This window comes from Rhodococcus sp. 15-649-2-2 (assembly GCF_002258645.1).
Lineage (GTDB): Bacteria > Actinomycetota > Actinomycetes > Mycobacteriales > Mycobacteriaceae > Rhodococcoides.
The window spans coordinates 318,580-341,654 of record NZ_NPFM01000028.1 but is presented as its reverse complement, the minus strand read 5'-3'; the positions used below and the strand labels follow the sequence as shown (position 1 = coordinate 341,654).

Genomic DNA, 23,075 nt, shown 5'->3' with positions numbered 1-23,075 from the left:
GCCCCCCACCGAATAACCCGCCCCGGTTGGGATCAATGCGACTTCGAGGCGCTCTGAGTGCAACAAAGCCACATTCATTCAGCACCCGGGCGGACTCCAGGTGGGCGGGCTACGCGTCGGTCAGCTTTCGATCCACTTGTGGTCGTGCGCCAGTCGCAGAATCGCTGATCGAATGTCGAGAATCTGCGTCGCTGACAAGGTGCCGTTGGCGGTCAGCAGAGCCTCGGTCAGTTCCGCGGTGAAGTCCCCCTCGGACAGCACGTCGCAGATGACGTCTTCGAGTTGTTGGTGTTCGCTGACCGGAATGTCGTGGAACGGCACGTCGGGCTTGAGTCGGGTGACCAGTGCGGTCGATGCCGGACCGTCGATGATCTGTACCTGGGTGGCCTTGAGGCCTCGGTCGCCCTCGACGGCGACGTATTCGACTCGAACCCCCGGTGCCAACAGTCTCTTGTCGAAGTCCAGATCGTTGACGTGAATGAACACGTCCTCGCCGCCCTCGTCCGGCGCTACGAATCCGTACCCCTTGAACTCGTCGAATCGAATCACTTTTCCAGTCGACAGCATCGAACTCACCACTCCACGGTCGTTCCCACATGCCTACCCAGGCACGCCCGCGAAACTACCGCGACACCCAGGCCCCAGCAACCCGGTCGGCTAACCGACGTCGCGGCTCAACCACGTCACTTCCGCTCCGGCACCACCGGTGCGGAACGGCTCGAGCGCAGCATCCCAGTCCGAGCCGAGAGCATGCTCCACGGCTGCAGCGAAATTCCCCTGGTTGTTTTCCATCAAGGCGCGCAGTCGCATCTCGCCGAGTACCACGTCACCGTTCGCGCTCGTAGTGCCGCGCCACAGGCCCAATCCGGGTACGTGCGAGAACCGTTCGCCGTCGACGCCCTCACTGGCGTCCTCGGTCACCTCGAACCGCAGCATCTGCCACGAGCGCAGGATGCCGGCGAGCTTGGCCCCGGTACCGACCGGGCCCACCCAGTCGGTGGTGGCGCGGAGCTGACCATCGGAGGCAGGCTGCGCAGACCACTTCAAATTCGCACGGCAACCGAGGGCGTCGGTCAACGCCCATTCGACGTGCGGGCACAGAGCAGCGGGCGACGAGTGGATGTACACAACACCCGACGTCGCTTCTGCGAACTGATTCGATCCACGCATTGCACTACCTCCAGCTTCGACGAGGGACGTCTTCCCCAACGACCTCGACATGCTTCGGCTGGCTGCAGTGAATCAACGCGTGTGTGTACTAGTGTGCCCCGAGTTGCCCCTGTTGCGCCAGTGCAATCTGGGAACAGACGAGTTTCACCCTGCCAGCACGGCGTCGGACAGCTCCGGCCACAGCGGTTTGGCCCAGTCTCCGAACGCCCTGTCGGTCAACACCACGCACGCAGTGCGTACTGCCGGATCCACCCACAGGAACGTTCCGGCTTGCCCGAAGTGACCGAACGTGGACGGCGAGTTGTTGCTCCCGGTCCAGTGCGGGGTCTTCTCACCGCGCAGCTCGAACCCGAGCCCCCAGTCGCAGGGCTTGTGTGATCCGTAACCGGGCACGATTCCGTTGAGACCGGGAAACTGCACCTCCGTCGCCGACGCCAGTGTCTGCGACGCCAGGAGCGTCGGCGCGAGCAACTCGGTCGCGAACCTCGTCAGATCGGCGAGTGTGGAGCGGCCGCCGTGACCGGCCGATCCCGGCAGCGACGTGTTCGTCATCTGCAGGGGCTTGCACACGGCCTCGTCCAAGTAGTCGGGGAAGGCAATGCCTGCCTCGGTTTCGATCAATTCGGCCAACACCTCGAACCCGGCACTCGAATAGATCCGCTTGGTGCCGGCCGGTGCCTGGACTGTGCGGTCGCCGAACGCCAACCCCGATGCGTGTGCCAGCAGATGGCGCACCGTCGAACCCTCCGGCCCTGCGGGCTGATCGAGTTCCACCGCGCCTTCCTCGACGGCAACGAGGACCGCGTACGCACTCAGCAGCTTGGTCACCGAGGCGAGTTCGTAGACAGTTTCGGTGTCGCCGACCTCCTCACGAATACCGGAGTCGGTGACGACTGCGGCACTGACATGATCGACGGGCCACGAGGCTGTGAGATCGAGGGTAGGCACAACTCCAGAGCCTAATTGTCGGCCGATGACGGTGCCCCGGTCCCCCGCCGGGCTACTCTCGGTCCACAGGAATGGAGATGCGATGTCGGTTGTGTATGGATCGTGCAATTTGTGCGAGGCGATCTGCGGGCTCGAGTTCACCGTGGAGAACGACGCAGTGGTGTCGATCCGGGGTGACGAGAAGGATCCACTCTCACGCGGCCACATCTGCCCCAAGGCACTGTCGTTGATCGATCTTCATGCCGATACCGATCGACTCACCACACCGGTCAAGCGGGTGGGCGACAAGTGGGAGAAGATCGGGTGGAGCGAGGCATACGACCTCGTCGTCGAGGGTCTCGTGTCGACGCGCAAGAAGTACGGGCGCAACGCGGTCGGCGTCTATCAGGGAAACCCCAACGTGCATTCGATGGGCGCGATGACGCACGGAATTCCGTTCACCTCGCTGCTGCGGACGCGCAATCGCTACTCCGCCACTTCGCTGGATCAGCTGCCACATCAGCTCGTCGACCATCTGCTGTACGGCCATCAGCTGCTGCTACCGATTCCGGACATTGATCGAACCGATTTCTTTCTCGTCCTCGGCGGTAATCCGATGGCGTCCAACGGCAGCATGATGACGGTGCCAGATTTCGCCAAGAGAGCGCGGGCACTGCGCAAACGGGGCGGCCGCCTGGTCGTGGTCGATCCACGCAAGACCGAGACCGCCGACATCGCCGACACTCACTTCTTCGTTCGGCCCGGCAGCGATGCACTGCTGCTGCTCGCGATGATTCACACCATCGTTGTCGACGGAGCCGTGAAGGTGGCCGACTACATCGACGGGGCCGATCGACTCGCTGATCTTGTCGCGGAGTTCACCCCGGAGGCGGTCGCCCCCGTGGTCGGAATCTCGGCGGACGAGATCTCGACTCTCGCTCGTGATTTCGCCGCAGCGAAATCTGCCGTGGCCTACGGCCGCATGGGGGTGTCGACCCAGCAGTTCGGCACCGTGTGTCAGTGGGCCATTCAGGTGCTGAACATCATCACGGGCAATCTCGATCGCCCGGGTGGTGCGATGGTGACCGATCCCGCGATCGACCTGATCAAGCAGGGCATCGTCGGCCGCGGCCACTTCGACAAGTGGCGCAGCCGCGTTCGGGATCTGCCCGAGTTCGCAGGCGAATACCCCTGTTCGACGCTCGTCGACGAGATCACCACCGAAGGTAAAGACCAGATCCGCGCGATGGCGGTGCTGTCCGGAAATCCGGTGTTGTCGATGCCCGGCGGCAACACCCTGAACGACGCGTTCGCGGCCCTGGATTTCATGGTGTCGTTCGACTTCTACATCAACGAGACCTCGCGTCACGCACACGTGATTCTGCCGCCGACGATGTCGCTCGAACGCGATCATTACGACCTGATCTTCAACTCCTTCGCGGTACACAACACCGCGAAATACATGCCCGCGGTTCTGCCCAAGCAGGCTGACGCCAAGCATGATTGGGAGATCTTCCGAGATCTGTCGCTCCGCTACAAGAACCGCATGGCGGGTTCGACGGTCGATCGACTGAAAGCACGAGTGACTCCGAAGAGCATCATCGGCGAGGCCCGTCTGCGCCTGTCCCCTGCTCGCACTCTGGACATCTTGCTCCGTAGCCGACGAAAAGGGTTGTCGCTGAGGAAGCTTCGGGCCAATCCGCACGGCATCGACCTCGGCCCACTGCGTCCCGGCTTTCCGCAGAAGTTGAAGACGCGGGACAAGCGTGTCCAGTTGATTCAGGACGTGGTGGTCACCGAACTTCCCGCGTTGGTGGACCTGATGCATTCCAGCGCAGTTCCGAGTGGTGACGAGTTGTTGATGATCGGGCGGCGGCACCTACGCAGCAACAACTCGTGGATGCACAACACTGCCCGGCTCACCAAAGGCAAAGCGCGACATCAGCTTCTGGCACACCCGGACGATCTTGCGCACCGCGGTATCGAGGATGGGTCGATGGTGTCGGTCACCTCCGCTGCCGGAACCGTCGATATCGAGGTGGCGGCATCGGAGAAGATGATGCCGGGCGTGGTGAGCATGCCGCACGGCTTCGGTCATCAGCGCCCCGGCGTCCAGTTGTCCGTCGCGACGACGGTGCAAGGACCGAGTGTCAACGACATCACCGACCCGGGCCGAGTCGACGCCGTCTCGGCCAATGCGATCCTCAACGGCGTCCCGGTGCAGGTCCGGGCGAAATAGCTCCCCCGATGCACCGTCGAGGCGACGCGATTCTGTACGATTCTGCAGGCTCGTACCTAGTACGCGCATGGGGCGGTAGCTCAGTCGGTTAGAGCCGTGGACTCATAATCCATTGGTCGCGGGTTCGAGCCCCGCCCGCCCCACTCACATTCTCCCAGCTCAGAGCGGGTCGAATTGCCGGTCGACGGTATAGCAAACCCGCTCAAACCGGTTGGGGATAGCACCGGGATAGCAGTTCCCGAACTCCCCCGGCATTTCGCCTGGTCGCTACTCGCCGTCGAGCGCGTCGGCTACGGCGTCGAGGCCGTCCTCGAACAGCCCCGAGTACACGTCCAGGGTCATTGCAGCGGAACTGTGGCCGAGCTGGCGCTGCACGTCCTTCACCGAGGCACCCTTTCCAATGGCCAGTGAGGCGTACGTGTCGCGTAGATCGTGCGGTGTCAGCGGAGCGAGTTGCGCGAGCTCGACGGCAGGTTTGAACACCCGCTTGCTCCAGGCAGGGTTGCGGATCGGTTCGCCTGAGCGGGACGGGAACACTAGCTCGCCGCCCTTCCGACCGTCGATCTGCTCCCGGAGCGGTTCGACCAGCGACCGAGGGAAGGCCACCGAGCGGGCCGTGTGATTCTTGGTGTCGGACCATTCGAGCTTGCCACCGACCTCGGAGACCGACCGCTCGATACGCAAACGGCGCTTGTCCAGGTCGACACACTCGACCCGTAGCCCCGCAACCTCTCCGAAGCGCAAGCCGGTCAAAGCGAGCGTACGGATCATCAATCCGTCGACCGAGGGTTCGGCGTCTGGGATGAGATTTCGCCCGTCGTCGTCTTGTCCAATCGGTGGCCCAGCGACCCGCTTACGTGGGTACTGAGCAATGTCTCGCTGAATTGCGAGGTAGTCGGCAGCGGCGACCAGTCGCGCAAGGTCGACACGGGAGAGAAACCGCTGTGAGGCCCGACGCGCACGCGGGAGCTGTATTCCGTCGCACAGGTTGCGCGGCATCCGGCCGTCACGCACCGCAAGGTCGAGAATCATGCGGGTCACTACGTGGACATGACGCACGCTCGACGGGGAGAGCTCGCGATGGGTGGTAAGCGATGCAATCCACGTAGCGAGATCGCCGTGCTCGACGTCGACCAGGCGCACGCCCTCCCAGCGGGGCAGAACGTGCGTGTCGAGCACGCTCTCATACGAGCGCCGAGTGCTGGCCGTTCTCGACGCGAGACCGGCCCTCCAGACCTCGGCGAGCGCTCCGACCGTCATCTCCGCCCGAGCGGGTGCAACGTGGTCGCCCCGCACGACTGAGGCCATTTGTTCCGAAATCCACGCCTCGGCGCGCGCTTTCGTGTCGAAGCCCTTCGAGATCGGAGACCCTCCGAAGGCGGGCACATATCGGGCCGTCCACCGTTTCCCGACGCCATGCCGTGACGACGGCTTCTTCTTCTCGGATCGGCATCCACATTTCACGTCATCGGGGCCGAGTGGGTCACGAGTGTGCCAGCGGTCGAAGACATTGGAACGCACTCGCCGTACAGCGGGGATTGCGGAGGGCATACCGGGAAGTCTAGGTCACCTATGACCAATGGATATTTTCTATCCATGTGATCTGTGTCACATATATGCGAACGGCTGGACCAGCACTTTAAAACTTCGATCGCCAAAACTGACATAGCCCCTGACCTGGAGATGTCCGGTTCTTTCGTCAAAGTTGACATGTGGCACAACAGATTTCGGCGTGATCTTATGACGTCACGGCACGAACCAACCGAAACCCCGGAGGCACCAATGCAACCCACCGACCGACTCAACGCAAGCGGTGCGGCCGAATTTCTCGACCTGTCCACCAAGACGCTCGCCAACATGCGAGCACGCGGAATCGGCCCGCCGAGCTACCGGATCGGTGGCCGAGTCTGGTACGACCTGCGCGATTTGAACGTGTGGATTGCTCGCGAGAAGGCCGCAACACTCGTCGGAGCGTAACCGGGGACCTCTACTCGTCACCCATCCCGAGGCCGGCTCAGCCCATAACTGCCGACTTGAAAGATGGTCCTCTGCAATGCTTTACACACAAGAAAACCCCCGACCGAAGTCGAGGGCATCTCGCCGAAATGGTCACCTACCGCTAAGTCACCGGATTTCGTCTCCCGAGGCGATTCTAGCGCGTGCGTCCGACATTCTCACGCTTCCCGTTACCTGGGGTTGCGTCGCGTTGCTCTCCAACGTCGGTGCGCTGGTCTCGATCGTCGGCGGTGGACGATGATTCGATTTGCCGAGTGCGAGCCCCACGAATACGACGAAAGTTGCCGGGTCTGCCGCGACGCTCACAGCTCGCGCTTCGACGGACCCAAGTATGCCGCCGACGAACGACGACTCGTGTTGCGCGCGATGGGAATCCGATCAATTCGTTTGCAGAACCGCCTACTTGCCGAGGGTGGAGAGGCGCTTATCGACCTCGCTGTGCGGTGCCTTACGGATTTACCGTCGTCGGTGCTGGAAACGCAGCTCGACGCCACGGTCCCGGTCCGCAGCACGGGCAACGCACCGGTCACCGACCGAACCCACCGGATGCGCCCAATCGACAAGCGGGACCCACGAAAAGCGCTACCTAAAAGCACCGTGGACGTTCTGCGTGAGTTCTACCGCGCCGAGGGTCGACTGCCGGTCATCGTGCCGCTGGCCATCGGGGCCGAGGTCGCGGCCGAGGTGGGACTGCCGACGAGATTTCTGATGCCCCGGCCCCTGCGCGCAGAGCTTGTCGCGCGCTTCAAGCACGAACTGACGGAGATTTTCTAGTGACTACCGACGACACCCGCAGTCTGCGACTCTCACGCCAACACAGCGGACAAGCCCGGTGGGCATACCTGCTCGCCGAACATCATGCGAACGACGTCATGTTCGTTACCGGTCTCGGATGGTTCGCCTACGACGGGACCCGCTGGACCGAGGACCCGGACGGAGTGGTCGCTACTCGGCTACTGCTCGCACTACTCCGAACGGGTCGCTCGCAAGAGTCCGTGGACAAGGACGCTCTGTCGGAGATTGCGTCCTGTGAGCGTGCGAGCGGACTTGCTGGAGTGCTCAGCATCGCGGCGAAGCTGCCCGAGTTTCACTGCACCGTGGCCGACCTGGACGCCGACCCGAACGTTCTCAACGTGGCGAACGGGACCGTTGACCTACTCGACGGGACATTGCGAGCGCACGATCCAGACGACCGAATAACGAAGGTCACGCGCGCGGCATACCGACCCGAATCCCGTTCCGTGGCGTGGGAGAGATTTCTGAAGTCCTCACTGCCCGACGCCGAGGTTCGCACATTTCTCCAGCGATACGCCGGCTACGCACTCAGCGGCCGGGTAACCGAGCACATTCTGACGATCCTGCACGGAGAGGGCCGGAACGGGAAGGGGGTGTTCTACGGCGCTCTGAATCACGCGCTCGGATCGTATGCAGGCATCGGCGAGTCCGAGTTGTTCCTCGATCGCAGAGGCGCTCACACCACCGGCGAGATGGACTTGCGCGGACTGCGACTGGTCACGGTCTCCGAGACCGGACAGGGTGCCCAGCTCGCCGCTGCGACGGTGAAACGACTTGTCGGCGGGGACAGGATCAAAGCGCGTCGGATGCACCGAGATTTCGTAGAGTTCGAGCCGAGCCACTCGCCGTTTCTCGTTACGAACCACCTGCCGAAAGTGCGCGGCGACGATCCGGCGCTATGGGCACGCCTGCGTGTGGTCCCGTTCGGCGTGGTGATCCCGGAGGCCGACCGAGTGAAGGACCTGCCGGCACGCCTGGAACTCGACGCGGACGCCGTACTCGCGTGGATGCTCGCCGGCAGACGCGACTACCTGGACCGTGGAGACCTCGCAGCTCCCGAGGCCGTGAAGGTTGCTACGGCCGGCTATCGGCGCGCTCAGGACGCCGTCGAGCAATTCCTGGACCAGGCATGCGAGAAGACGATCGGGGGCCGAGCGTTGTTCTCGCAGACGTACTCGCGCTGGAGCGCATGGGCCGAGCGCGCCGGACACGAACCGCTCCAGAAGGGAGAGTTTCGAAAGGCGCTCGAATCTCGTGGGATTGCCGTTCGACTCAGCTCGAAACGCCAGAACGAGGTTCACGGCTACGTGCTTCCGACGCTTCGACTCAAGGTCTCGACGGAGCCCGAATAGCGCCGAGGCGGAAAAAGCGGAAAAGAAAACCTAACTTTCCATACGCGCCCGTGTGAGCAATTAGGTATGGATTTCCGCTTTTTCCGTGAAACACCACCTGACCAGCAATAATGCCCAACCTGACGGAGGCCGAGATGCCCAAACTCAAGCTCGGAATGAACCCCGAAGCGGCTGCGCGAGCACAGGCGAACCGACCGGACGCGCGTGTGCTCACCTATCGCGAGCACCGTTGCCGGCGCACGCACCGCACGCACCGCACGATGGCGCAATGCATCTGGCCGAACTCCGTGATCGATAGCGGGGACGGCGCGTTTGCGTTGGTCTGGTGGCTCGATCACTGGCCGAGCATCGCGCTTTTCGACAGCGCGGATCACGCACTCGACGCACTCGCCGAGGCTGAACGCACCTACTCCGTGCTGGAGCCCCGACTAAACGACCGGCGACACAAAGTTGTCCGGCTGGCACTACCGACGAAAGCGAGCACCACATGACCATCACCAACGCCACACGATTCGATCCGAACACGCCGCCGACCGCCGACGAGCCGATAGCCGCCGAGGTTTCCGACGACGAGAGCCCTGATCTGCTATCGGCGAGCGCGGTAGAGGCAGGAAACCGAGCGGCGATGACCGAGGCCGCGCAGCGCGAGGCGAACCTCATCATCGGCACGACGCACGCGGCAGCAGCGCGAGCCGACGTCCGACTCTCCGAGGACCGCCGGCAAGCCGAGCGGCAGCGCACCGAGAGCGAAGCCGCCAAGGGTGGACCGAGCATCTCGACCGAGCTACGCGGGGACCTCGGCAGGGCTGTCTCTGACGTTCTGGACTTTCGCAAGATCGACGCCGCGTTCTCCAAGGTTGCCGAGCGGGTACGCGGAGAAATCGAGACCGTCGAGGCCGAGAAGAAGTCCGAGGCTCGGATACTCGGCGGATTGCTCGACGCCGCCCTGGACGCCTCCAGGGCCAAGCAACGCACGCCCGACGTCCTGGCACCGTTCATTCAGTGGATCGAGCACCAGCGACCGGATGGACGCCCGGAGGGGTACGCCGTGACCGTCTTCGCGAGCCTGAACGAACGACAAGCCCAGGAGCGGGCCCAGCGGGTACGCGACAGCCTGGAGAGCGCGGAAAAGCTGCTCGAATCTCGCACACTGTCGATTCTCGACAACGCCGGCCATGCCGCCGACGTACTCGACGCGGCAGGGCTCAACCCCGAGGCTTCGGCCGAAGACGTTGTCGAGCAGGATTCCGCCGAGGTCTCGGCAGCATGGCGAGCGTGGCGCACGGCTGTCTCGGAGTGGTCCGACGTCCAGAGCGTGCGCCGTTGGCTCGCAGTCGCGCTGTCGAGCGGGTTCGATCCGAAACGGCCTCTGGAGTTGCTGAACGACACAGACGCCGAACGGATTTCGTGGGAGCGGCAGTTCGTGGGAGCCGAGGTAGGGGTCCGTATAGAGGGGTCCCATATGGCCCTTGTCTCGTGGCTCGCACACGGACGACCTGCACCGGCAGGCGTGACGGCACAAAGCGACGTGGAGGCAGCACGATGAGCGGCGACAGGGGGTTCGGTCGCTACCTCGGCGACGACCATCACGTAGCTGCGACGTTGCGAGCGAAGACGGCACAGCTCGAACGTGACGAACGTAAACGGGAACACGAGAACTCGATGGCCATCAAGAGAAGCAAGCGCGAAGCCGATCGGCAGGCCGAGGCCGACAAGTCCCACGGAGTCTCGCAGGTGGAGGCTGGTCGAGTCGAGAGCGGTGGGTCACCGATCAAGAATGCTCAGCGTCGCGAGAACGCCGGCAGAGGGTTCGGCCGATACCTGGACAACTGACAGCAGCCGACGCCTCAGCGTGGCGTACAGCCCCGGCATTCCATCGCGGAGTGTCGGGGCATCGTCGTCTCGACCCCAGGGGGTCCACCTCCCCCCACCCCCTCACACGGAAGGCAGCCCCGTACTGCGCTCTGGCAGGGCCGAGGTGCTAACTGTATCGGCCCCGATAGCCTGACCTGGCGTTTTACCCCCTCTGGGACCCTCCAGCTCGACCGTAGAGCGACGTTATCGGCGTCATTCGTCCGAAATGCGGTGGCGCTTAGGGGTTCTCGCTCGAACGAGCGGGTTGGACTCTCGCCGGCCGTGGACTTTTGACAGCGCCGATACCGTGTTCGCATACCCATAGGGGGTATGTTCCGCGACTGAAAGCGACGGCCGAACATGGCGATACCGCAACCCTCGGCGACCACCAGAGCCGAGCACATCACAGCAGCCGAGGACGCACTCGCGCGTGCCTACAAACTCGCCGACGCGAACGAGAACGTCGACCCCGAGTTCTGGCTGTCGCTCTCGGCGCAGCACTCGATTCTCGCGCAACTGAAGGCGTGACCGACATGACCGACCTGACAGCGATTTTCACAGCGAAAGCGACCGAACTAGGGCTCGCGCTGGACGCCGACGATCTCGCCGTTCTCCAACGGGCTCAGCAGGCATCGGACGCGGCCGACCGCTGCGCGCGCGAACTGGAGTCACCCGGTATCGGCTCGACCGCCATGAAAACGTTCATGGCCGAGCAACGCGCGCAGTCTCTCGCGCAAGCGCGACTTATGGCCGACATGGACCGACGTCTCGGAGTCGCAGCCGCGCAAGGTGGTGCGAGAGGCATCCGAGGCACGTACACCGGCGACGGCAGTCAGAACCAGGCCCGCGACTCTGAGCGGGCCAACCGTCGCGGAGAGACACGGCAGAGCCGCACGGCCGCGCGGAGGGCATGAGATGGCCCGCCCGATCGCAGTAGCAGCGAAGCTGGACACCAGCGGGGCCGGCGACGAGCTACCGGCCGACCTTCGGCCCGACGCCTGGCGCGAGTGGCTGTCCGAGGTCCACGACGAGCCGACGACGGAGTTCGAGAAGGACATCGCCTACCCGGACGGCTGGACTGCGAATCCGTTCGGCTCGACGGCCGAGAAGCGGGCCTACGCCCTCCCGACGCCGATCGACGGGTGGCGCGAAGAAGTGGCCGCACAGCTGCAATGGCGCGCCCGCGACGAGTGGAGGGCCGCGCAGTGACCACCGCCGACGTCTCTCTGATCGTGCCGGCGACGTGTCTACGCGGTCACGTCCTGGAGCCGCGCACCGTGACACTCGATATCCGAATCGTTCAACACACCCGCACGAGTCGCCGGCTGGACGCGGTCGGATGGCGGTGTGTGTGTTGCGTCCGTGCAGACGTGTTTACGGCCCACACCGGCCAACCTGCGCCGGCCGAGATATTGCGCGCCGACAACTTTTGCCGGCAGCAGGGATGGTCCAGCTCCAGCGGGTGGCACAAGCGGGTCCGTTTCGGCAGCGGACGACAGTTCACCGACCGCGACGACACCCCCGACAAGAAACGGAACAAGAGCATGCCTCACCGAGACCCAACCGCAGTAGCAGCGCTGAGCGCCACAGTCGGGGCTACACAAAACCGAATGCAGCTCACCTGGCGGGACTTTCTCGACTCGACTGAGTTGCCGACCGAGAGCGACCGTCACGACGTCGAGAAACTCGGACTCGACGCCTGGCGCGAAGCGCGCGCTTATGCCCGGTACCGGCGACACCGCCACGGACGCGCGGCATGAAAGGCGGATACCTCCAGCGCCGGCGACGTCGTCCGCCGATCATCGCCGTCTCGGATAGCAATGGGATAGCAGTAGCGCCGGGACGCGACGGGAATCCGAGTGATGCACCGGGAGTACTAAGCAGGGATAACCTGCACTACGGTCGATTTGAGGGCGCGTTCGTGAATCGCCAGGATCGGCCGGGAACATGAAAATATAACTCATAATCCATTGGTCGCGGGTTCGAGCCCCGCCCGCCCCACTCACATTTGCCCAGCTCAGGGCCAACTATTTCCGAACCTGCAACAGTTCGACTGCTGGCCTTCCCCACAATTTGCCCACGGTCACAGATGCATCCGATGTGGGCAAGCAACGCGCGCACGCGCAACATCGCCTTCACTACCGCCGGGTCGTCCGGGTCGAATCCCTCGTCGACGATCGCGGCTCTGCATCCATACCCACCTCGACGTCGCTGTCCGACGTCCGGTTCCGGGAGAACCCATGTCCAAATCCACAGCTCTGACGACGGCTCGCCGTGGCACAATCTTCCTGTTCCCTCGTCTGCTTCGCGATCTCGTACATCGCTCTTGCAGATCTCGCACGCATTGCCGGTCTCGGCCCCGAGGCGTACCTGTGGCCGGTCAAGATCGACGGCACCATCGTTGTTTGTGCCGTGGCAGTAGTCGGCCTCAGCGGCAACCGCACCGCGTGGTCACTGCTCGCCGCGTCGGCGCTCATGTCGATCGCGACCAACGGAATCCACGCAGGGCTCATGGATCGCCGTCGGGGTCGCGCTCACTCACCCGGTGTTCCTGCTACGCGTCACGCACCTGACCGTGCGGCTGGGTCGCACGCAGGACGACGACGAACATCCGGAAATCCCAGTGAGTTGCCCGAGGTCGCCGACACCCGTACGCGCGCGCTCGAGCTCATCGACAAGGGTGGATTGTCGTTCCGTGCGATCGCACGGCAGCTCGGTACGAACGACCGAGCCGTGCGGCGATGGAGGGACGCGCGAGAGTCGACGCCGATCGCCTGATTGCGGCAATTGTGCCGAATGAAACATTCGTACCCAAAAGTCTGATAAGACATCCGAACCAGCCGAAACGACCACATGGAGCCTCAGTGACCAACCCCAATGACCCGAACCAGCCCTACGGGCAGCAGCCGTACGGCGCACCTCAGGGTCAGCCCTACGGCCAACCTCCCGCGGAGCCTGTGAAGAAGAAGCGCAAGTGGCCGTGGATCGTAGGTGCCGTGGTCGTACTGTTCGTGATCATCGGAATCGCGGGCGGCGGAGGCGATTCCGACAGTGAGACGACGGCTGCGCCTGCAACCACGTCGGCCGCTCCGGCCGCAGTCGCACCCGCCCAGACCACGGTCGCACCCCAGCCGGCCCCCGCAGCACCGCAGGCCACGGCCGAATCGGTCGAAGAAGTCCAGACGGCAGCCCCTGCCCCTGCGGCACCCGCCGAGAGCGCCGGTCAGCGCAATGCGGTCCGGTCCGCTGAGCAGTACCTCGACATCGCCCCCTTCTCACGTGATGGCCTCATCCAGCAACTCACGGTAGGTAACGGCTACTCCACCGAAGACGCTACCTACGCTGTCGACAACATCGACACGGACTACAACGAGCAGGCATCCAAAGCTGCCGAAAACTACCTTGACCTGACCGGGTTCTCCCGAGACGGACTCGTGCAGCAACTGACCGTCGGTGACGGGTACACCACGGAGCAGGCGGAGTTCGGAGCGGACAGCGCGGGATTGTGACCGCCTGAGCGAGCTGAGGAAGCATCCTCGGCCCGAACGCAAAAAAGCGCCCCACCCTCCGCACGTGGCGGAGGGTGGGGCGCTTCGTGTTGGGCAGTCGAGCCGGTGTCAGGCGGTCTGCTCGCCAGTGGTGACTGTCTCGTCGGGAACGGTCACCACCAGATCCGACTCGTCCGGGACGGGAAGAGGCTCCACGACTACAGCGTCCGGTGCCGGCTGCACGACGGGGATCGCGGTGACCGGAGGGGGACCTGAGCGGGATCAACCGCGGGAACGACCACGGCCTCGATCTTCTTCGCGTCGCGAGGATCGCGTCGGGGCCAGGGGTGTCGATGTCGAGGGCCTTGAGGCGGGCGATCTCAGCCTCCAGGTTGGCGGTGTTCTGCAGGGTCGCATTCACGCCGCCGGCGACGACTGCGAGGGTGGACGAGATCGCGGAAACCTTGGTGTCGAACCCTGCCTGAATTGTCATGATCTGGTTGACCTTTCGGTTGATTGCGCCCAGTGAGCGCTGGATGTCGTCGACCCAGTCGGGTCGACTGAATAGCCGCCACATGGGTGGCACCCCCCTGTTGTGAGGGGATCTGTGAGCCCGATTCCGGGCATGGCAAAACCCCCGCACTGTTCGCACGGGTGTTCGAGTTCTGTCAGTGTGAATGTCAGCGGGACGCGGTCAGGAAGGGAAGCCTGGATCCTGTCCCGCTACTACGTTCGGGAGGCGTCGTGGAGCTCTACCGGATCGGAGACAGGTGGGCCGAGCCCGCGCCGACACACTGCCCGTGCGGCCACCAACTACGCGGCGGTCGCGTTCTCGTCGGGTCGCAGGTCTGCTCCTGCGAGATCCACCACCACCGGACGCAGGCGTGCCGGAAGTGCGGGCAGGTGGTCTTCACGCCGCCGATGACCGAAGCCTGCACCGACTCAAGCTTGGACGGCCACGCCAGATAGCAGATAGTTGACGACTTATTTGCCGTATTCTGACCAACCATGCGGATTGTTCTAGTCGTCGCGGCATTGGCCGTATTCGCCCTAGTTGGATGCTCGTCGAATGAGTCCGGCACGCCTACGGCAGCGGCCGTCTCATCAACAACCGAGACCACGACCGCTGGCCCAGCCACCGAAACGTTGATCATCATGGCCCAGATCGCGCCAGGGCGAAGCACACCTACTCCTGACGGGGGATGCCAAGGAGCCCTATTTCAATCCGGACTCCGCGAAGACGGTTACGTATCAGTCACTGACGCGGAGGGCGCGGTCGTCGGTGCATCAACGTATGGATCCGGCGTTCTCCAACCCGACGGGACATGCAGGCTTTTAGCATTCACGGATGTCATCGTCGGTAGCCCGTTCTACACCGTGGACATGGGGACCGGAGACCCCGTCGTCCGGCCAGCAGAGAAGGCGCTTGCTGATGGTATCGGTGTGGGCTACGGCTACTGATCTCATCCAAACCTCCGTCCGTGCCTACTCGGACACCGACGGCTCCGTCGCGGTTCCCTCGGGGATTATGAGTTCGTCAGCGCCGTCGTAGCGGTGCGCGCGTCGACCGTCCGGGAGAAGCACCCAGCTGGCCTGTCCTTCGTCCGCGGGTGGAGTGAAAAGTATTGTCGTCGGTCATTCAAAGAGCATCTTAGCGTTCCATCAGATCCGCCTACGCGGCTGTGCCAAACTCTTGCGATGTCTCAGCGAACGGACGAAGCGAACTGATGTATGGCTTGGGGATAGATGACGATGCGTCACGCGAACATTTACGCCGTCAACTCCTGACGATCGACGTCATTGACTCATTGCACAGTCAGATTTCCGAGACGCCCGATCCGAGAAGCGAACTAGTATCGCTCAACTCGTTAGCGCCGGATGCGCCAATCTCGTTGCTGGACTCTGTGGTCGCCGGTCTGGATACCGCGCGCGATTCGTTGGTTCATGCCCAGTCGATCTTTGTCGACGGTGACAAATTCGCGCTGGTCGGACTCCAGTCGCTGGCAAGGGCAGCACTCTTAGGCGCTGCGCGAGTCGCATTCGTACTCGGCCCAGACGATCGGGCGGTAAGGGAAGCGAATACCCACATCGTCCTGCGTCAGGAAGCGAAAAGCTTGCTGAGAGCCCTGGACGCGACGGCCAAATTTGAGCATTTGCGAGGAATGGTCCCGACCGAGGAATTTACCGCAGACATGCGTGCACGTGCGGACGCGTTGCTGAAGACGGATCACCACGGCGAAGGCAGAATCATCCGATTGATGGCAGAGGAAGCAGGCAAACAGACCGTCGCAAAGCTGGGCGGCGAGGCTCCCGAACCTCTGGTACTTGTTGAAAGTTTGGAGTGGATCTGGCACTCCGCAAGCGGCTCGGCGCACGCTTACGGGTGGCCCCGGATCGCTGGCGGTGACTTCGTGTCAGATTTCGGCATGGTGGTTCCGGTGGTCCACATAGCCATGGAAGCTGCCGTTCGTTCCTGGCGCGCGTAAGGCAAAGCTCGCGTTATGCGCCCGTTTGACGACGTTCAATCGCGTCCTTAAATGCACCGAATACGCCGTACGCAAGTTCGGACATCACAGTGTCCGTCAACGGCGAAGCTGGCGGCCAAGTCACGACGCCATCAGCAGACCAGAATTTCTGCAAGGAACCGGTGTGCGGCTGCGTGACAACCCCTTCGAGAAGCGATTCTGGATCCCACAAGAGATAGACAACGAGCTGTTCTAAAGCGATGACGGTACAACCCCATTTATCAATAACCGTCTTCTGTTTCTTGTCGCGAGCCCCGCCCGCCCCACCACTGAGTCGACAGCCGAACCCTGATGTTCGTGCCGAACCATGGACACCTCAGCGCTATTGCGGACATCCGATGTCCTCGATTGTGGGCACACTGAACGCATGCGAGAGCGCAGTGTGCAACACCACGACGAGTAGATGGAGCGCGCAAGTGACTCCTGAGAAATCTTCGTGGTCTGCATCCGACCACCCGGCAAAGTGGAAATTCGATTACCCGATTTTTCACGCCGAAAGTCGGGCACAGTGGCGCACCTGGCTGGCACACAATCACACCTCGGCCCGAGGCATGTGGCTGTGTTCGTGGCGTAACACCACCGACCGCCCGCGCTGCCCGTACCCCGATGCCGTCGAGGAAGCCATCTGCTTCGGTTGGATCGATTCCACCGGCAGCAACCTCGACGACGAGCGCAGCCTGCAGCTGTTCACGCCGCGCAGGCCCAAGAGCCCGTGGACCCGTCTGAACCGACAACGCGCAGCCGATATGGAAGACAGCGGCCTCATGACCGAAGCAGGTCGCCGTGCCATCGCTGCCGCGAAGTCCAACGGCTGGTGGACGATCGCCGATCAGGTCGAAGACCTCCAGGAACCTCTCGAACTGACCAGGGCGCTGGACCGAAACCCGAGCGCTCGGAGCACCTGGGACGGCTTTCCACCAAGCGCTCGCAAGCAGATGCTCTGGTGGATTGTCAGCGCCGTGCGAGACGACACTCGCGCAGGACGAATCACTCAGGTCGTCGCCGAGGCCGCGGCAGGTCGACGAGCTCGCGGCTGAATCCGGGTCCGAGCGGCCGAAAGCCGGCGGTCACAGCAGCGTTGCCCTTCGGTACAGCCGCGACCAATAGACCAGCAGCACAGCGGCAGTGGTTCCGAACCACAACCACGTGAGGAACGCCGCCACCACACCGGTGACGAAGAAACCCAGTACGAGGGCCGCCACCCAGGCGAGGACGAAGGCCAGAATCGTGACGACAGCCGCGACTGCGCACCGCCCTGGAGACCTCCTGACAATAGCCAAGACTGCGTGGAACGGATTTCGGTGCCCGTCGACCGCGGCCGGAAGTAGCAGCAACGCAACCAGAATCACGACAGCCGGGAGCAGCGGGAAAAGGATTGCGAGCGCAACGGCCACCCCGGTCAGCACCACGCACCACACCAGCACGACCGGCCGTCGCCACGCCCGCCTCAGCGCACCGGATGCGTTGCCGTCCACCACATCGAGTGCCGTCGACGCGGTGATCCACAGTGCAAGTATCACCGCCGCAACAGAAGCCAGAACCAATCCCGCGAAGCCGAGAGACGATGTCGGAACCGGATCCCCCAGCACAGTCAGCGCCTGAATCAGTGCCGACACGACCACCACGGCAGCCAGAACCACACTCCCTCTCACGGCGCACCGACCGTCGAATTGCGATCGAGCACGTCCTGCACGGAGCCCGAGTAGAGAACGTTCGTACCGACCTTGATCTCGACGGTGCTCGCGTCGTCCGACGTAGCCGAACCGGTAATCGTCTCGTTACCGGTTGTCTTTCCGGCACATTCGATATCGGCACCGGTACCCGAGCACACCGGCGCGACCAGTATCTCGATACCCTGCTCGAGCAGGACGTCGTTGACGGCGTAGCGCAGGTTTCCGAGCTCGGCTCCGCCGACCGGCGCAAGCGCTGCGGTCTGTGAGCACCCCGCGCAGACCACCACCGCAGACACGAGAAGGATCTTCCTGCGAACACTGTTCATCGGCCCTGCCCCGTCTCGTAGGCGATCAGTCGCGCATGCTCGTCCAGGTGTTGCTTTTCGAGGGCGGCGTCGGTGATGGTGCTCAGGTCGAACGGCGCGGGAAGCAGCAGTTCGGTGTTGCGATCCAGACGCGATCCTCGTCGCATCAGCGGATTCTCGGCCCAGTCGTTGGCCGCTAGTTCACGGCTGCGGGACGCCAGATCCAGGTAACTGCCGCTGTTTCCGGGCGTGACCGGAGATGCGTGATCGAGCACCGTCGTGAACAGCGACAGGGTTCCGTCCCGGTTGTCGACGATCTCGACCACTTGCTGCTGCTGCGGAAAGTCGATGCACGACGCGGTGGTGATCTCCCAGAATCCGCGCCCGCCGCTCGAATGCGCCAAGATCTGGTTCTGGTGGGTGTGGCCGTTGAGCCAGCCGATCACCACCGGGTATTTCAACAGCAGATCGACGAATTCGTCTGCGCCGTAGAGCTTCACCGACTGACCTGGCCGCTGCGCCCGGTTCTCCAATGTCAGGCTGTTGTGGTGGGTGTAGATCAGCACCAACTTGTTCTCGGCCTGTGCTCGCTCCAATTGGGCGGTGAGCCAGTCGAATTGGTTCTCGGGCACCGCACCGTCGGGCCCGGCGACGGCGTTGCAGGTGTCGAGTCCGAACGTGCGGATGTTCGGGGTGGGGTCTGCCGTCCACCAGGTCTCGCCCGAATCGAGGTTGTGTTGCGTGAAGCCGTGCCCGATCGGCCCCGGCGTCGGCGTGGTCTCGAAGTGCTCCTCCATGAACTCGCGTTGCTCGAACAGGTATCGCGCCGGATCGGCCGACACCGCCCGAAAGCCCGGTCGCGCACCGGATCCGACGCCGAGCGCGTCGACCATTCGCTGCAACGGACTTGCGGTCGACGCATAGCCGGCGAGAGCCGAGGTGGCCGTCGCCTCCAGGGTGTACGCCTTGCGACCACCGACGGCGAGGGCGTGCAGTTGCGAGGACAGATCGAACGTGCCGAGCAAGAGGGTGTCGTGATTTCCGTAGACCGAGTACCACGGCACGGGGAGTCCCACCGATTCGACGGTTCCCGACATCGCCTGGGTGAGAAGGTCGGGAAGCGTCGGGAATCCGTAATCGCCGAACGACCCGCCAGACGGATCGCCCGGCCGATAGGCCCACTGCGCCTCCGGCCACGCCTGAACACCCTCGAAGACGTCCGCCGCGCCACTCGTGGGCCTCACCGGGACACCGTCGAGAACGTCGATGTACCAGCGCAGTTCGAGATGGGAATGCATGTCGGCGCTGTCTCCGGTGACCACCGCGGCTCCCATCGGCGCCCCGGTGACCGGGCTGATCCGTGCATCGGCGAAGGCCTTCACCATCGCGGCGGTGACGTGCACGGTCAGCGGATCCTGCGGATGGAATGCCGACCCCCACGCAGCGTGATCGGAGACGATCATGGGCTCGATCCGGCCTGGCGATTGGGCGTCGATGACATGCATGTCCGACAGGTGCCCTAGGTAGAGCAACGACCGCCGCGACTGCACCCGTGACGGCTGGGGTGCTCGGCCCAGAATGTCCAGCCGAGGCACATACGGCTCCCCGGGTGCGGCACCCAGGACGCGATACTGCCCAGGCCCGCTCGAGGATCGAAGAATCGTCTGCGCCAGCGTTCCGGTCGCGGCCGCGTCCGCAGGTTGGGCGCGGGCGACCAGAGCCTGACCCAACACGTGGGGAGCGATTCCCCACACCGCCGCGAGAGTCCCCACGCGAGCCACGAATTGTCTACGCGAAAGCCCGGTCATGGAACTCCTCGGATCCGAAATCGGCACCACGTGCGCCTCGCATCCGACGAGGTGACTGCCTATTTTTACAGTGCGGACCGGGGTTCGGCTCGATTTCGCCTCGTTCAGGGCACCACGGTCACCGGCCAGCGGCCTGCTTTGACCAACCGCACCGCCACCGAACCAGCGATTCGATGTCCCGCATTCTCGGACGCCCCCACGACGACGGCGTCGGTGCGCAATTGTTCTGCCACGGCGACCAACCCGTTGTACGGATCTCCCTGCGCGGTACGAAACTCCCAGCGCACACGCTCTCGATCCCCGAACCGGGCAGCCGACGTTCTGATGTAGTCGAGCAACTCGTCGGCGATCTGCTGACCCGTTTCGACGAGTGAGATGCCGGCCTGGCCCCAGGACGCCGTGGCGATGGGTTGTACGTACACCAGTACGAGCAGCGACCGTTGTCTGCGGGCGAGTCCTGCGGCGTAGGCGGCGGCACGCCAGGACGAATCGGACCCGTCGATTCCCACCACGATCGATTTCGGTCCGTCGTGGCCGTACTCGAACCCGGTGGACTCCTGCGCATTGCTCACGACTTGAGGCTACTGCCGGTACCCGCCCGTTCGAACACCCCATGCCGTGGCGGTACGGTTGCTTCACATCGAATACCGGTTGCTCGAACGATCACACAGGACGGGAGTTGCACAGTGAACGACGTCTCGCAGCACGACGGCCCGTCGACCGACCCGGCAACTGTGTTCGCCGCTCTGGCCGACATCGTGTACCGAGGCAGCAGCGCCGAGGCGATCTACACCGCGATCTGCAACGCCGCCGTACTGATCGTTCCGCATTGCGATCACGCCAGCCTGATGCTGATGCGCCACGGAAAGCCCGTCACTGTCGCAGCCTCGGACGACATCGCTCGCGTTGTCGACGATATCGAGCGCGCTACCGGCGAAGGTCCGTGCCTGGACGCGATCACCAGCGAGGCAGCCCAGCTCGAAGCCGACTTCCGCACTCCCACGCAGTGGCCTGCGATGGCTCGCGGTGTGTTGAACCGAACGCCGGTGCGCGGCGCCATGGGATTTCGGCTCAAGGTGGACGATCAGAAGGTGGGCGCGCTCAACCTGTTCACCGACCAGCCTGGTGTGTTCGACACCGACAGCGCGAGCAAGGCAATCATTCTGACGGCGTTCACAGCGGTCACCGTTGCCGCGGTCATGAATGGGCAGGAAGCGTCGACGCTTCGTGACGGACTCGAAAGCAACAGGGAGATCGGCAAAGCCATCGGTTTGATCATGGCTCTGCACGACGTGTCAGGCGACGAGGCCTTCGCCTTGCTGCGTAAGTCTTCCCAGGACTTGAACGTCAAGATTGCCGACCTCGCAGCGTCTGTCGTCGATCGGCACAGCAAGGGCTTGAAGAGCTGAGCAAGAGTGCTCAGCGCGCACCCTGAACCTTCTTGGGGAGTGCGAAGACCAGCGCCAGCGCCACCACACTGAATGCTGCACTGACTGCCATCGCCATCGCTGCCCCGTGCAGAAATCCCGATCCGACGGTATCGGGCCCGGTGATGTCCAAACTCCCGAACAAGACGCTGCCGATCACGGCGATCCCGATCGCGGAGCCGACACGCTGCATCGTGGAGATGACTCCGCTCGCCGCTCCCGCGTCATCACGATCCACCGTCGCGACGATGAACTGCGCGTTGGGTGCGATGAACGCGCCGTTGCCGAGACCTGCAATGAACAGCGGAACCAACAGCGTCCAGTGCGAGATGGTGTCGGCCGAGCTGGTGGCCAGGATGAGCCACAGCCAGATCAACCCGATCGAGACGAGCGAGGCTCCGAGTATCAGAACGGTGCGACCGAGACGGACGGTCAGCCTGTTGCTCTGCGACGAGGCGATGATGCTGCCGATGGCGAACGGTATCGACACCAGGCCCGACGACAGGGCAGTGTTACCGAGTCCGGTCTGCCACAGCAGCGAGATGGTGAAGAAGATGCTGGTGAAGGCCGCGAAGTAGACGAGGGCGAGGATCACACCACCGGTGAACGCCGGGCGGGTGAACAGCCGCGGTGGCACCAGCGGACTGTGTCCACGGCCGGTGTGGATCACCTCCCACCACCCGAACGCTGCGATCAGCCCCAGACCAGCAGCGATCGTCATGTAAGTCCACAGCGGCCAACCCAGTTCTTGGCCCTCGATCAGAGGAACGAGTAGGGCTATCAGTCCTGCGGAGATGAGAACCAGTCCGAGCCAATCGATTCCGGGGCGGGACGTGGGAGTGGAATCATCCTTGTTCGGTAGCAATACAGCGGCAGCGACCAGACCGACGATTCCGATGGGCAGATTGACCCAGAAGACCAACCGCCACCCGTTCTCGTCGCCGAACGCCTGAATGATCAGGCCGCCGACGATGGGCCCCAGCGCAGTCGACACTCCGATGACGGCACCCATGATGGCAAAAGCCTTGCCTCGCACAGGCCCCGGAAACAGCAGCTGTATGAATGCGGTGACCGCGGGTACGAACATGCCGCCCGCCAGGCCCTGTACGACCCTGGCGACGACCAACTGCAGGTCGTCCTGAGCGAGACCACACGCAAAGCTCGCGACGGTGAACAACGCGAGGCCGGTGAAGAACACCCATTTGTGACCGACGCGGTCACCTACCTTGCCCGCTGGAATCAGAGCCAGGCCGAATACCAGTGCGTACCCCGAGATGATCCACGACAGAACCGATTCCGACGCATCCAACGTGGTGCTGATGGTCGGTAGAGCCACGTTCACGATGGTGGTGTCGAGCAGTGCCATGAACATACCCAGCAACAGAACCACCAGCGCCTGCCAGGCGCGCTTGGGTACCTCGATCGCCGGTGGGGTTGCGGAGACACTGCGGTCGGTCACTGTGCTGCCCTTCGTAGTCGTAGCTGAGCAGTATCGG

The 23,075-nt window shown here is 63.5% G+C and carries 25 protein-coding genes and 1 tRNA gene; 17 read left to right on the top strand and 9 right to left on the bottom strand.

Annotated features, from left to right (window positions below):
- Positions 1 to 120: 120 nt before the first annotated feature.
- The 3 genes from CH305_RS19500 to CH305_RS19490 all read right to left on the bottom strand — a co-directional run bounded on the left by CH305_RS19500 (position 121) and on the right by CH305_RS19490 (position 2,118).
- Positions 121 to 567, bottom strand: a complete 447-nt coding sequence (locus CH305_RS19500) for a cold-shock protein (RefSeq protein ID WP_094704641.1) — start codon at positions 565 to 567, stop codon at positions 121 to 123.
- A gap of 90 nt (positions 568 to 657) precedes the next feature.
- A complete protein-coding gene (locus CH305_RS19495) occupies positions 658 to 1,170 on the bottom strand; it encodes a DUF3145 domain-containing protein (protein ID WP_094704640.1) in 513 nt (170 codons plus the stop codon).
- Positions 1,171 to 1,314: 144 nt separating this feature from the next.
- Positions 1,315 to 2,118, bottom strand: coding sequence for a serine hydrolase (locus CH305_RS19490; RefSeq protein WP_094704639.1), 804 nt, complete (start codon positions 2,116 to 2,118; stop codon positions 1,315 to 1,317).
- Between the two features lie 82 nt (positions 2,119 to 2,200).
- Here CH305_RS19490 and CH305_RS19485 point away from each other — a divergent pair, with 82 nt between their 5' ends.
- Together CH305_RS19485 and CH305_RS19480 are read left to right on the top strand one after the other, a co-directional pair.
- Entirely contained in the window at positions 2,201 to 4,336 is a 2,136-nt protein-coding gene (locus CH305_RS19485; RefSeq protein WP_094704638.1) for a molybdopterin-dependent oxidoreductase, read from the top strand.
- 69 nt (positions 4,337 to 4,405) lie between these two features.
- A tRNA-Ile gene (locus tag CH305_RS19480) sits at positions 4,406 to 4,479 on the top strand.
- 124 nt (positions 4,480 to 4,603) lie between these two features.
- Here the strand turns inward: CH305_RS19480 and CH305_RS19475 are convergent.
- Positions 4,604 to 5,887, bottom strand: a complete 1,284-nt coding sequence (locus tag CH305_RS19475; RefSeq protein WP_094704637.1) for a site-specific integrase — start codon at positions 5,885 to 5,887, stop codon at positions 4,604 to 4,606.
- A 231-nt stretch (positions 5,888 to 6,118) separates the two neighbouring features.
- On the opposite strand from CH305_RS19475, the gene CH305_RS19470 reads away from it, so the two are divergent.
- The 14 genes from CH305_RS19470 to CH305_RS19410 all read left to right on the top strand — a co-directional run bounded on the left by CH305_RS19470 (position 6,119) and on the right by CH305_RS19410 (position 17,403).
- Positions 6,119 to 6,313: a helix-turn-helix domain-containing protein gene (locus tag CH305_RS19470; protein WP_094704636.1), complete on the top strand. Its 195-nt coding sequence runs from the start codon at positions 6,119 to 6,121 to the stop codon at positions 6,311 to 6,313.
- Positions 6,314 to 6,820: 507 nt separating this feature from the next.
- Positions 6,821 to 7,126, top strand: a complete 306-nt coding sequence (locus tag CH305_RS28785; RefSeq protein ID WP_143545319.1) for a hypothetical protein — start codon at positions 6,821 to 6,823, stop codon at positions 7,124 to 7,126.
- Positions 7,126 to 8,499: a phage/plasmid primase, P4 family gene (locus CH305_RS19460; protein WP_094704634.1), complete on the top strand. Its 1,374-nt coding sequence runs from the start codon at positions 7,126 to 7,128 to the stop codon at positions 8,497 to 8,499. The genes CH305_RS28785 and CH305_RS19460 overlap by 1 nt, the downstream gene beginning before the upstream one ends.
- Positions 8,500 to 8,633: 134 nt before the next feature.
- Positions 8,634 to 8,990 carry a hypothetical protein gene (locus tag CH305_RS19455; protein ID WP_143545318.1) on the top strand — a complete coding sequence of 119 codons (357 nt, stop codon included), beginning with the start codon at positions 8,634 to 8,636 and terminating at the stop codon, positions 8,988 to 8,990.
- Positions 8,987 to 10,045, top strand: coding sequence for a hypothetical protein (locus tag CH305_RS19450; RefSeq protein WP_094704632.1), 1,059 nt, complete (start codon positions 8,987 to 8,989; stop codon positions 10,043 to 10,045). Before CH305_RS19455 ends, CH305_RS19450 begins: the two co-directional genes overlap by 4 nt.
- Positions 10,042 to 10,332 carry a hypothetical protein gene (locus CH305_RS19445; protein ID WP_094704631.1) on the top strand — a complete coding sequence of 97 codons (291 nt, stop codon included), beginning with the start codon at positions 10,042 to 10,044 and terminating at the stop codon, positions 10,330 to 10,332. Before CH305_RS19450 ends, CH305_RS19445 begins: the two co-directional genes overlap by 4 nt.
- A 381-nt stretch (positions 10,333 to 10,713) precedes the next feature.
- Positions 10,714 to 10,881, top strand: a complete 168-nt coding sequence (locus CH305_RS29130) for a hypothetical protein (RefSeq protein ID WP_179278352.1) — start codon at positions 10,714 to 10,716, stop codon at positions 10,879 to 10,881.
- Positions 10,882 to 10,886: 5 nt separating this feature from the next.
- Positions 10,887 to 11,267, top strand: a complete 381-nt coding sequence (locus CH305_RS19440) for a hypothetical protein (RefSeq protein WP_143545317.1) — start codon at positions 10,887 to 10,889, stop codon at positions 11,265 to 11,267.
- 1 nt (position 11,268) lies between these two features.
- Positions 11,269 to 11,562, top strand: a complete 294-nt coding sequence (locus CH305_RS19435) for a hypothetical protein (RefSeq protein WP_094704629.1) — start codon at positions 11,269 to 11,271, stop codon at positions 11,560 to 11,562.
- A 401-nt stretch (positions 11,563 to 11,963) separates the two neighbouring features.
- Positions 11,964 to 12,113 (top strand): hypothetical protein, encoded by a 150-nt coding sequence (locus tag CH305_RS29125; RefSeq protein WP_179278351.1) that lies wholly within the window; start codon positions 11,964 to 11,966, stop codon positions 12,111 to 12,113.
- 514 nt (positions 12,114 to 12,627) lie between these two features.
- Positions 12,628 to 13,131 (top strand): DUF2637 domain-containing protein, encoded by a 504-nt coding sequence (locus tag CH305_RS19425; protein ID WP_094704627.1) that lies wholly within the window; start codon positions 12,628 to 12,630, stop codon positions 13,129 to 13,131.
- An 86-nt stretch (positions 13,132 to 13,217) separates the two neighbouring features.
- Positions 13,218 to 13,862 (top strand): Ltp family lipoprotein, encoded by a 645-nt coding sequence (locus CH305_RS19420; protein ID WP_256983888.1) that lies wholly within the window; start codon positions 13,218 to 13,220, stop codon positions 13,860 to 13,862.
- 1,706 nt (positions 13,863 to 15,568) lie between these two features.
- Positions 15,569 to 16,327 carry a hypothetical protein gene (locus tag CH305_RS19415; protein ID WP_094704625.1) on the top strand — a complete coding sequence of 253 codons (759 nt, stop codon included), beginning with the start codon at positions 15,569 to 15,571 and terminating at the stop codon, positions 16,325 to 16,327.
- A 455-nt stretch (positions 16,328 to 16,782) separates the two neighbouring features.
- Complete coding sequence (locus CH305_RS19410) at positions 16,783 to 17,403, top strand: YdeI family protein (protein WP_094704667.1); 621 nt, start codon at positions 16,783 to 16,785, stop codon at positions 17,401 to 17,403.
- A gap of 30 nt (positions 17,404 to 17,433) precedes the next feature.
- Here CH305_RS19410 and CH305_RS19405 read toward each other — a convergent pair whose 3' ends face one another.
- From CH305_RS19405 to CH305_RS19390, 4 genes are all read right to left on the bottom strand, one after another.
- Positions 17,434 to 18,018, bottom strand: a complete 585-nt coding sequence (locus CH305_RS19405; RefSeq protein ID WP_143545315.1) for a hypothetical protein — start codon at positions 18,016 to 18,018, stop codon at positions 17,434 to 17,436.
- Positions 18,015 to 18,365 carry a hypothetical protein gene (locus CH305_RS19400; RefSeq protein WP_094704623.1) on the bottom strand — a complete coding sequence of 117 codons (351 nt, stop codon included), beginning with the start codon at positions 18,363 to 18,365 and terminating at the stop codon, positions 18,015 to 18,017. The genes CH305_RS19405 and CH305_RS19400 overlap by 4 nt, the downstream gene beginning before the upstream one ends.
- On the bottom strand, positions 18,362 to 20,152 hold the full coding sequence (locus CH305_RS19395) for a TIGR03767 family metallophosphoesterase (RefSeq protein ID WP_094704622.1): 1,791 nt from the start codon (positions 20,150 to 20,152) through the stop codon (positions 18,362 to 18,364). Before CH305_RS19395 ends, CH305_RS19400 begins: the two co-directional genes overlap by 4 nt.
- 104 nt (positions 20,153 to 20,256) lie before the next feature.
- Positions 20,257 to 20,724, bottom strand: a complete 468-nt coding sequence (locus tag CH305_RS19390; RefSeq protein WP_094704621.1) for a universal stress protein — start codon at positions 20,722 to 20,724, stop codon at positions 20,257 to 20,259.
- Between the two features lie 114 nt (positions 20,725 to 20,838).
- Here CH305_RS19390 and CH305_RS19385 point away from each other — a divergent pair, with 114 nt between their 5' ends.
- Positions 20,839 to 21,561, top strand: coding sequence for a GAF and ANTAR domain-containing protein (locus CH305_RS19385; protein ID WP_032402435.1), 723 nt, complete (start codon positions 20,839 to 20,841; stop codon positions 21,559 to 21,561).
- 10 nt (positions 21,562 to 21,571) lie between these two features.
- On the opposite strand, the gene CH305_RS19380 is transcribed toward CH305_RS19385, so the two are convergent.
- The gene (locus CH305_RS19380) at positions 21,572 to 23,038 is read right to left on the bottom strand and encodes an MFS transporter (protein ID WP_094704620.1); all 1,467 of its coding nucleotides are present in this window, start codon (positions 23,036 to 23,038) and stop codon (positions 21,572 to 21,574) included.
- Between the last annotated feature and the right edge of the window lie 37 nt (positions 23,039 to 23,075).

What these genes read in the sequence shown, in the direction of transcription:
- CH305_RS19445 (WP_094704631.1), top strand. Translation starts at nt 10,042, where the DNA reads ATGAGCGGCGACAGGGGGTTCGGTCGCTACCTCGGCGACGACCATCAC.
- CH305_RS19495 (WP_094704640.1), bottom strand. Translation starts at nt 1,170, where the DNA reads ATGCGTGGATCGAATCAGTTCGCAGAAGCGACGTCGGGTGTTGTGTAC.
- CH305_RS29130 (WP_179278352.1), top strand. Translation starts at nt 10,714, where the DNA reads ATGGCGATACCGCAACCCTCGGCGACCACCAGAGCCGAGCACATCACA.
- CH305_RS19470 (WP_094704636.1), top strand. Translation starts at nt 6,119, where the DNA reads ATGCAACCCACCGACCGACTCAACGCAAGCGGTGCGGCCGAATTTCTC.
- CH305_RS19395 (WP_094704622.1), bottom strand. Translation starts at nt 20,152, where the DNA reads ATGACCGGGCTTTCGCGTAGACAATTCGTGGCTCGCGTGGGGACTCTC.
- CH305_RS19440 (WP_143545317.1), top strand. Translation starts at nt 10,887, where the DNA reads ATGACCGACCTGACAGCGATTTTCACAGCGAAAGCGACCGAACTAGGG.
- CH305_RS29125 (WP_179278351.1), top strand. Translation starts at nt 11,964, where the DNA reads ATGCAGCTCACCTGGCGGGACTTTCTCGACTCGACTGAGTTGCCGACC.
- CH305_RS19435 (WP_094704629.1), top strand. Translation starts at nt 11,269, where the DNA reads ATGGCCCGCCCGATCGCAGTAGCAGCGAAGCTGGACACCAGCGGGGCC.
- CH305_RS19415 (WP_094704625.1), top strand. Translation starts at nt 15,569, where the DNA reads ATGTATGGCTTGGGGATAGATGACGATGCGTCACGCGAACATTTACGC.
- CH305_RS19400 (WP_094704623.1), bottom strand. Translation starts at nt 18,365, where the DNA reads ATGAACAGTGTTCGCAGGAAGATCCTTCTCGTGTCTGCGGTGGTGGTC.
- CH305_RS19450 (WP_094704632.1), top strand. Translation starts at nt 8,987, where the DNA reads ATGACCATCACCAACGCCACACGATTCGATCCGAACACGCCGCCGACC.
- CH305_RS19455 (WP_143545318.1), top strand. Translation starts at nt 8,634, where the DNA reads ATGCCCAAACTCAAGCTCGGAATGAACCCCGAAGCGGCTGCGCGAGCA.
- CH305_RS19475 (WP_094704637.1), bottom strand. Translation starts at nt 5,887, where the DNA reads ATGCCCTCCGCAATCCCCGCTGTACGGCGAGTGCGTTCCAATGTCTTC.
- CH305_RS19485 (WP_094704638.1), top strand. Translation starts at nt 2,201, where the DNA reads ATGTCGGTTGTGTATGGATCGTGCAATTTGTGCGAGGCGATCTGCGGG.
- CH305_RS19500 (WP_094704641.1), bottom strand. Translation starts at nt 567, where the DNA reads ATGCTGTCGACTGGAAAAGTGATTCGATTCGACGAGTTCAAGGGGTAC.